This window comes from Acidiphilium sp. JA12-A1 (genome assembly GCF_000724705.2).
Lineage (GTDB): Bacteria > Pseudomonadota > Alphaproteobacteria > Acetobacterales > Acetobacteraceae > Acidiphilium > Acidiphilium multivorum.
In genome coordinates this window covers 1-5,958 of sequence record NZ_JFHO01000108.1, presented here as the reverse complement: position 1 = coordinate 5,958, position 5,958 = coordinate 1, and the positions used below count along the sequence as shown (strand labels likewise).

Below are 5,958 nucleotides of genomic sequence, written 5' to 3'. Positions count from 1 at the left end.
GGCGCGATCACGCTCTGCTCCTGCTTGCGGTCCAGACAGGCCTGCGGGCTTCCGAACTGGTCGGCCTCACGCGGGGCGATGTCGTGCTGGGGACCGGCGCGCACATCCGTTGCATGGGCAAGGGCCGGAAGGAGCGCGCCACCCCGCTTCGCCGCGAGACAGCCAAGCTGCTGGCGACGTGGATCGGCAACGACAAAGATGAGGGCAAGCCGCTGTTCCCGTCGATCCGGGGCGAACGGCTGAGCCGTGACGCTCTTGAGCATCTGGTCCGCAAGCACTGCCTCACGGCGTCGCGCGCGTGCCCGAGCATCGGCACGAAACAGGTCACGCCACATACGCTGCGCCACAGCACGGCGATGGACCTGCTCCACCACGGCGTTGATCCTGCGGTGATCGCGCTCTGGCTTGGTCACGAGAACGTCGAGACCACCCAAATCTACATCCATGCCGACATGCGGATGAAGGAAAAGGCGCTCGCTCGCGTCGCCGCTCCAGCCACGCCGTCGGGCCGGTTCCGGCCCGACGATCAACTCCTCGCGTTCCTGGAAGGGCTCTGATTATGCCGAACAGCCGCATGGCCAATGCCGGGCTATCCGGCCTCCAGCGGAGGCCATGCGGCATAATCCGGATCGCGGCATTATGCCCCTTATGCCGACATCGGCATAAGGGGCACGCCACAGGGCACCCCTCGCGGCTGAACCGGCCGGATCTTGGCACCCCGTTTGGATCGGAAGCCTACGCGCGGGAGGAGCTAAGGGCCGAGATTGCCTCGCTGATGATCGCGGACAAGCTGGGGATCGGCCATGATCCGGGCCAGCATGCGGCCTATGTCGGGAGCTGGATCAAAGCCTTGCAGCAAGACCCGCGTGAGATCTTCCGGGCGGCGGCCGATGCCGAGAAGATTTCCGGGTATTTGATGGCGCTGCGAGCCGAGCAGAAGGCAGGGCAGATCACTGGCCAGGCTGACAGCCAGACGGGTGAGCAGGCGCGGGGTTACTGGCAGCGGGCCGCTGAGTGCGGCGCGGAAATCCGGCGGGCGGAACGAGCCGAACAGCCCGAGCAGGAGCGGCAGGCACGGCGTGCAACGGCAGGGCGGTAAATCATGAGGATCTGCCAACTAAAAACCCGCTTCTATCCCGGCCAGCGACAATCTGTCCTCCGAGGCCTATCCGGCGATCCACGCGGTGCGTCAGGCCATATCCATAGATGAAATGCCTGACCACGACAGGCTCAAAGGACTTTTTTCGGATAGAGGATGGCGTTCGGTCATTGCGGACACTTCCAGCCAGTCGGATCGGCGCAAAAAAAAATGGCGACCATTGCGGCCGCCAAGTTTAGGGAGGAAACGTCCAACAGGGCATGAGCCCCGTGGGATGAGATATAGCTCAGCCAAGAGAGGCTTCAATATGAATTTTGTGCGACGCAGCATAGCTTTGGAAACGCATCTGCGGCCACGACAAGAAGGCGTTACATCGCATTGAAATCTTGGCTTAAGAACGCGCTATCTGCGGCGGACATGGGGTCTTGGAAGCCGGCATGATCCTGAGCGACGCCAAAAGCAACCAGGCCAGAAAAAGAAGGCCTGGTGTCCGGCCTATCCCAGGCGAAGCCAAAGCCCAGGGGAAAAATGGCCGCCCGCCCACTGGGTCCGGCCGGCGCCTTCGTCGTGGTTCAGGTAGGTTCCTGTCCGGACATCAGCGCCTATTCTAGACATCGGCTGTCGCTATCGGCGGGTTGCCCGCCGCACACGATATAGGTGATACTGCATCCCGACCGGTTTCCTGTGCACCGAGAAGCCGGCCGTCGTCAGGAAGTCAAATCTTCTGGCGCGTGCAACCAACATGGATGCAGGATCTGATTGGCCTGTCAGAAGTTACACCTGGAGTTCGCCGAATGAACCAGACAGTCCCCCAGATTGATCCCGAGCTCGAGGCCGAGCGCAGGCTTCTCGAGGCCGCCATCGCCGAGGCGCGGGCCGATCCTCGTCCAGGTGTGCCGCATGAACAGGTGCGCGCCGATCTCCTGCGTGAGATCGAACGGCTGAACCGGAAGATCTCCGGTCACTGAGCGTGCGGGTCGAATGGCATCCGCTCGCCTTGGCGGACCGCGATTCCATCGTCACCTATCTCGAACCTCTGAACCCCCATGCGGCAGCGAATCTGTTGCGCTCTTTGGTCCTCGCCGGCGACAGCCTGGCGCTGTTTTCCAACCGGGGCCGCCTCGGCCTAGTTGCCGGCACCCGCGAACTGGTGGCCGTGTGGCCGTATCTGATCGTCTACGAGATCGACATGAACGCCGATTTGGTTCGAATCCTCCGCATCTGGCATGGTGGCAGAGACCGCAGTGACGCATTGCCGTGAGATCGATACGGCCCTTCAGGGCCGTCTTGGGGGTTCGTATAACATCCCCCCGGATTTCTCATTTTGATACAAACGACAGCCAATCAGACCTATTTCACCCAAGGTTTTCCTTCTGTTTAGCTCCCCGGAATGTTGGCTCCCCGCTGATCTGGCCGTTGTCATCGTTCTCTTTTTGTGCCCACCACCGTTGACCTTGCGTTTACGGCTTGCAGGCCGTGCCGCACCTGCGTCGGTTCGTTGCCTCATCGGTTTCGTGATCGCCGCCAGTCGCTCGCTCCAAGTATTCGCGCCGCCATGGCCCGCTTCTGGCGGGGTGCTTTGACAGTCTCGGTTGCACGTCTACTATGGGGTCGGTTGCCGGCCTACGCGTCAACTATCTGACGTCTTCGTGGGGACTTGCCGGGAAGTTCCATAATCGCCCTTCTACGAAAAGAGCTTTTAGATGAGAAAAATTACAATCAAGAAAATAAATGAATCAGAAAAATATGAATTAGATATTAGAATAAAACTTATATCAGTATATTCAAAAATATTTATGTGGAGCGCCGGTTCAATACCTTTAATTTTTTACTTTGCTTTTATTAGAACAAATCAATTAGACATAAAACTTAATTTCGAACAAATTCTGATTCTTATTTCTAAAATAATGTTACTGGAATCTGGTTCTTTATCATTATGCACAATATTTCTTTATAGAATTAACATAATTGATAGAGAGATAAATCATATACTTTGTCTAAAAGATGATATAGACAAAAACATACAATTCATCAAAATTATTTCTGCAATTTTATTAATTTTTGTTTCTATTATATTATCATATTCGTGGCATTGATTTAGGAGTATTTCTACGGATTTTGAAGATCCGCGCAGGCGACAAGGGCGGCAAAAATCTCCTGCCAGAGGCCACGCTGGCTCCAGCGGTTGAACCGGTTGAACACCGTGGTCCGCGGCCCATAAGCCTCCGGAAGTGCGCGCCACCGCAAGCCCTCACGAAAGCGATGCAGGATGCCACTCAGAACCCGGCGATTGTCCACCCGCGGCTTGCCGCCGAGCTTAGGCAACAGTGGCTCGATTGCAGCCCATTGCGCAACGTTCAGCCAGAATAATTCCGCCATGATCCAAACCCTCCGTAGAGACTTGAATCAAAACTCCCGTCGTCATGGCAATAGGTACGGAACCTAGGCCGTCATTCGTGGCTCGACCAAATGGCCGAAAAAACTGGGTGGATGTTGACGACTTTGCTACCTGTTGGATGGTCGCTATCCTCTTTCATGGATTCGGGAAAGTGGTTGACGCAACGAAGCTGACCGATGCGGTTGAAAGCATGTGGGCATCAAATGCCTGACAACGCTGCCACGACAAGGGAGCGGTATGATGACTCGTAGCATCAAGGATCACCCCTTTTACCCGAGGCTCACGGCTGTACCTCCCGCCGAAGCGGCAAGTTGGGTTCTAGGGTCAACGCCCGTGGAGGAGGCCGATAAAAAGGATCGAGTGGCGGCTTTCCGGCGGATCGCAAAGCGCATTATGGGCGGCCGGGAAGAGCGGACGAAGTATGGCTTCAATTCCGACACCAACGGCGAAATCGCCCGCGCCATGGAATGGGCTTTCCAGGCCGGTCGGAAGGCGGCGCAGACCAAGGAAGGCATCTGCAGAATGAGCGAAAGTCAAACTACACAGACCGACCGGCGAAACCGAAACTGCCGTAATGCGAGTCATGCGGAGAACGTGAGGCGTGGGTAAACAACGCACCGAACGACTATTAGTCGAAGGATAGCTAAAATGAGCACGTATATAATATGCATTACTGATGATCTAGCGGGTGACGTAAAGTTATATTCATCGCATATCAACGCCATGATTATCAATGAGGCGGGATTGTCGACACTACAAGACAATGATACGTTAGTTATCTATGGCCACGGAGAATGGTCAAACGTTGGCGGAATTGCGCGCGCCACAAATAAAATAATTTGGGGAACAAAGGCAATAAACGGCACAAAGACGTGCGACAAACTTATCGAGTCAGACTTCCCCGTCGGGCGAACCAATATAACAATTGTAGTACACTGCTGTTTCAGCGCCGGCACCATCGAAAATCCTCCCACGCAAGTCGAAAGTCAGAGCACGTTCGCAGGGCAACTGTGTTCGGCGCTTAAGGCATACTACTTCCCTGGTCTGCGTGTGATCGGCTATCAAGGACAGACGAAGGCGGGGAAAGCGGGGTTTGCGGCAGGACAAACAGCAAACGCGCCAAGAGTGCTTCGTGGGCAGCAAGACCCTAACCTCGCCGACCTGTGGGCACTGACCTATGGAGGACCAGGCGACCGAGACGTTCTTCTAGCATCGGGTGCCAGGGCTAGCTTCAGCTAAGATATGTCTGACAACCGGAAGACCGTCGAAATCGACGGCGCAATGCTGGCCGTACTCAAACAGTGCCCACGATATGACCCGCTCTGGCGCGTGTGCCGCTGGGACGGCGACAAGCCATGCATCTGTTCCCAAGAGCAGCGCGGCGAGCGCACGATGAACTGTGGGATGCTAAAAGATAGGTGAAACCAACGATGAAGCGGCCGACGCCCTATCGTACTGTCGAGGGTGCGGCGGCGCTCGGTATCACAAAACGTTGGCAGAAAAGACAATCTCTTGGGATGAAAAGGACACGCCAGTATATGGCGGCGATCAGTGGGAGATGCTGCAATGCTTGGGGTGCCAAACAATCACATTCGCATATTCCAGTTGGTTCTCCGAGGACACCGAGTATACGGACGATGGGCCACTGTGAATCGGCGTCGAAGTGGGACCCCACCCTGGGATCCTCCCGAACCCATTGAATTGACAATCTAATCATGCGCTCTGATGGGGTCCCGATTGGACGCTGATCGGCGCCGACCGGGACCCTAGGGCGAACGAAATTCCTACCGATATATCAAACGGTTGGTGCGGTTCTGCGTAAGAGGGGCAAAAATGTGGGTGACCGTACATTTTTTCCTTGCACCGATTCGGCGCAGGGGAGTCTTTGGGTCATGTGCCTCCGTCCGTCACCCTTTCCGCGCTGAGCCGTGCAGAGCTTGAAGCTCTGCTGGTCGAACTGTTCGGTGAGATCGCCAGCCTGAAGGTGATCGTTGCTGAATTGCGCGAAGAGAATGCGCGACTGAAGGGTCTGAAGGGTCGCCCGCATATCAAACCGAGTGGCATGGAAAAAGGAACAGCGCCGCCGAAGCCCCAGAAGCAGGAGAAGCGTCCCGTTCGGGGCAAGGTCTCACCCCGGGTCAAAGTCGAAGAAAAGGTGATCGGGATTGAGGTCCCGCCAGGAGCTGTTTTCAAAGGTCATGAACCTTTTCTGGTCCAGGACCTCGTGATTTCGGCGACGGCGACCCGTTACCTGCGAGAGCGCTGGATAACGCCGGATGGCCGGACGATCCTGGCACCATTGCCTCAAGGAACCGCAGGCCATTTCGGTCCGGAACTACGCCGCTTCGTGCTGGTGCAATATCATCAGGGTCAATCGACGATGCCGCGGTTGCTCGCCTTGTTGCGATCGCTGGGGATTTCGATCTCGAAGCGGCAGTTGGTTCGCCTGTTGAACGAGAAC

Annotated in this window: 7 protein-coding genes and 1 pseudogene; 7 read left to right on the top strand and 1 reads right to left on the bottom strand. The window is 56.3% G+C overall.

From position 1 onward, the window contains the following. The 4 genes from RT91_RS17130 to RT91_RS17120 form a co-directional block, all read left to right on the top strand. Positions 1 to 557: tyrosine-type recombinase/integrase (locus RT91_RS17130; RefSeq protein ID WP_035188700.1), on the top strand; the 557-nt coding region annotated here is incomplete at its 5' end. Between the two features lie 2 nt (positions 558 to 559). Beyond that, on the top strand, positions 560 to 1,099 hold the full coding sequence (locus RT91_RS23075; protein WP_035188697.1) for a zincin-like metallopeptidase domain-containing protein: 540 nt from the start codon (positions 560 to 562) through the stop codon (positions 1,097 to 1,099). Between the two features lie 794 nt (positions 1,100 to 1,893). Further along, a complete protein-coding gene (locus tag RT91_RS22210; protein ID WP_162839082.1) occupies positions 1,894 to 2,067 on the top strand; it encodes a hypothetical protein in 174 nt (57 codons plus the stop codon). A 2-nt stretch (positions 2,068 to 2,069) separates the two neighbouring features. Beyond that, positions 2,070 to 2,360 carry a type II toxin-antitoxin system RelE/ParE family toxin gene (locus RT91_RS17120; protein ID WP_035188695.1) on the top strand — a complete coding sequence of 97 codons (291 nt, stop codon included), beginning with the start codon at positions 2,070 to 2,072 and terminating at the stop codon, positions 2,358 to 2,360. Between the two features lie 848 nt (positions 2,361 to 3,208). Here RT91_RS17120 and RT91_RS17115 read toward each other — a convergent pair. Beyond that, complete coding sequence (locus RT91_RS17115; RefSeq protein WP_051788350.1) at positions 3,209 to 3,478, bottom strand: IS5 family transposase; 270 nt, start codon at positions 3,476 to 3,478, stop codon at positions 3,209 to 3,211. Between the two features lie 352 nt (positions 3,479 to 3,830). Here RT91_RS17115 and RT91_RS21645 point away from each other — a divergent pair, with 352 nt between their 5' ends. From RT91_RS21645 to RT91_RS21640, 3 genes and pseudogenes are all read left to right on the top strand, one after another. Further along, positions 3,831 to 4,106 carry a hypothetical protein gene (locus tag RT91_RS21645; RefSeq protein ID WP_152982862.1) on the top strand — a complete coding sequence of 92 codons (276 nt, stop codon included), beginning with the start codon at positions 3,831 to 3,833 and terminating at the stop codon, positions 4,104 to 4,106. A gap of 39 nt (positions 4,107 to 4,145) precedes the next feature. Then, a complete protein-coding gene (locus RT91_RS22340) occupies positions 4,146 to 4,736 on the top strand; it encodes a hypothetical protein (protein ID WP_205408985.1) in 591 nt (196 codons plus the stop codon). A gap of 655 nt (positions 4,737 to 5,391) precedes the next feature. Beyond that, positions 5,392 to 5,958 (top strand): annotated as a pseudogene (locus RT91_RS21640) (hypothetical protein); the annotation flags it as partial.